The following is a 2,383-nucleotide window of genomic DNA, read 5'->3' as shown; positions in this document are numbered from 1 at the left end:
GGCGGAAGCGATCGTAGGCCTTCAGCGAATAGCCGCCGCTTTCGATGAAGGAGAGGACTGCACGGAACACGTCCTCGCCGAGGCCCGCGTACGGCGCGGAGGAGCGCACCTCCGCCAGCAGCTCCTCCTCGCGGAACGGCGTTGCGCAGGCGACGGCCATGATGTGCTGGGCAAGGACGTCCAGCGCCCCGGCGCGGAACGGATCGGCGTCGAGCGCCCCTTCCTCGACCGCATCGAGCGCGGCGCGGGCCTCGAGATATTCGAACCGGTTGCCCGGAACGATGATGCCCTCGGACGGCTGATCGAGGCGGTGATTGGCGCGCCCGATCCGCTGCAGGAGCCGCGACGAGCCCTTGGGCGCGCCCATCTGGATGACCAGTTCGACGTCGCCCCAGTCGACGCCGAGATCCAGGCTCGCGGTGCAGACGAGCGCCCGAAGCCGGCCCTCGGCCACGGCATTCTCCACCTTCCGGCGCGCCTCGAGCGCAAGCGATCCGTGGTGGATGCCGATCGGCAGGTGATCCTCGTTCACCGTCCACAGATCCTGGAAGATGAGCTCGGCAAGGCTGCGCGTGTTGCAGAAGATGAGCGTCGTCTTGTGCCGCTCGATTTCGCGCATGACGCTTGTCGCAGCCCAGCGGCCGGAATGGCCGGCCCAGGGGATCTTGTCCTCCTCCGGCAGCATGATGCTGAGCTTCGCCTCCGCGCCCGGATCGCCGAGCACCACGTCCACCGTCTCGACATCGGCATGCGGCGCGAGCCAGCCCTGATAGGCTTCCGGGTCCGCGACGGTCGCCGAGAGGGCGACGCGCCGCATGTCGGGGGACAGCGTCTGCAGCCGCGCCATTGCGAGCGACAGGAGGTCGCCGCGCTTGCCGGTGGCGAAGGCGTGGACCTCGTCGATGACGATCGTCTTGAGACTGGCGAAGAGGAGCGCACTGTCCTCGTGGCTGAGAAGCAGGCTCAGGGATTCGGGGGTAGTCAGGAGCATCTGCGGCGGCCGGACGCGCTGCCGCGCCTTGCGGTCGGACGGCGTATCGCCGGTGCGGGTCTCGACGCGGATATCGAGGCCCATCTCCTCGATCGGAGTCAGCAGGTTGCGCTGCACGTCCACCGCAAGCGCCTTCAACGGCGATACGTAGAGCGTGTGGAGGCCGTCGGTGGGGGTCTCGACCAGCTCGACGAGGCTGGAGAGGAAGCCGGCCAGCGTCTTGCCCGCACCGGTGGGCGCGACGAGCAAGGCATTCCGGCCGCTCCGGGCGGCGGCGAGCATTTCGAGCTGGTGCCGGCGCGGCGCCCAGCCTTTGCCCGCGAACCAATTGGCGATGACCGGCGGAAGATCGCCCGTCGCAGCGGTCAGCATGCCGCGCCCGCGTCAGGTGCCGAGGCTGTTGTCATCCTTATGCGCGGCATCCTCTTCCCGGTAGAGTTCGCGGGTCGCGGCTTCGGTGCGCTGGACGTCGGCCTCGCTGGATTTCCGGTTCTTGAGCACGGCCCAGAGCAGAACGGCAAACAGCAGGAAGCCGCCGACAATCGTTATCAGTCCCCAACTGGCACCGCCAAGATCCATTTCTCGCTCCCTTCGTCCTGATTTTCGGTCCCGTTCGGCTTGGCGGCCGGACGGCATGTGCTCATATAGCTCCTGATGGCCCGTCTCGGTTCCTGGATCGAGCCTTTTCCCGAAGGCATCTATGTGAAGCCCGCCGATGCCTGGGTGGATCCCTCGCAGCCGAAGGCGCGGGCGCTGGTGACCCACGGCCATGCCGACCACGCCCGCGGCGGCCACGGGGAGGTGTGGGCGACGCCGGAGACGCTGGCGATCATGGAATGCCGCTACGGGCCGCAGACCGGACGGAAGGTCGACTATGGCGAGGTGATCCGGCTTGGCGAGGTGGATGTGAGCTTCGTCCCCGCAGGGCATGTGCTGGGTTCCTCGCAGATCGTGCTCGAGCATGCGGGCGAGCGGGTCGTGGTCTCCGGCGACTACAAAAGGCGGCCGGACCCGACCTGCGCTCCGTTCGAGCCGGTGCCGTGCGATATCTTCGTGACCGAGGCGACGTTCGGCCTGCCCGTCTTCCGCCACCCCGACACGGCGAGCGAGATGGACCGGCTGCTTCTGCGCCTCCACGAGAATCCGGAGCGCTGCGTGCTGGTCGGCGCCTATGCGCTGGGCAAGGCGCAGCGGGTGATCATGGAGCTGAGGGGGCGGGGGCATCACGATCCGATTTTCATCCACGGCGCGCTGCAGCGGCTGTGCGATCTCTATGTCGCGCACGGGGTGGCGCTGGGCGATCTTCGGCCTGCGACGGAGGCGAAGAAGGACGAGCTGAAGGGGAAGATCGTGCTTGCTCCCCCGGGAGCGCTGAACGACCGCTGGTCGCGG

Annotated in this window: 3 protein-coding genes; 1 reads left to right on the top strand and 2 read right to left on the bottom strand. The window is 68.0% G+C overall.

Annotation, left to right across the window (positions count from 1 at the left end; translation table 11 throughout):
- Together VF662_RS01250 and VF662_RS01245 are read right to left on the bottom strand one after the other, a co-directional pair.
- Positions 1-1,363 (bottom strand): DEAD/DEAH box helicase (locus tag VF662_RS01250; protein WP_464136760.1); only part of this gene is annotated, 1,363 nt, incomplete at its 3' end.
- Between the two features lie 12 nt (positions 1,364-1,375).
- Positions 1,376-1,570 carry a hypothetical protein gene (locus VF662_RS01245; protein ID WP_464136757.1) on the bottom strand — a complete coding sequence of 65 codons (195 nt, stop codon included), beginning with the start codon at positions 1,568-1,570 and terminating at the stop codon, positions 1,376-1,378.
- 75 nt (positions 1,571-1,645) lie between these two features.
- Between VF662_RS01245 and VF662_RS01240 the strand changes: the two genes are divergently transcribed.
- On the top strand, positions 1,646-2,383 hold a 738-nt coding region (locus VF662_RS01240; protein WP_464136755.1), incomplete at its 3' end, for a ligase-associated DNA damage response exonuclease.

Source organism: Allosphingosinicella sp., from assembly GCF_036387215.1.
Classification (GTDB): Bacteria; Pseudomonadota; Alphaproteobacteria; order Sphingomonadales; family Sphingomonadaceae; genus Allosphingosinicella.
This window is presented reverse-complemented; position numbering and strand designations above follow the sequence as displayed.

Bases quoted from the DNA above. Each gene is read 5' to 3' on its own strand.
- VF662_RS01245 (WP_464136757.1), bottom strand. From the start codon at position 1,570: ATGGATCTTGGCGGTGCCAGTTGGGGACTGATAACGATTGTCGGCGGC.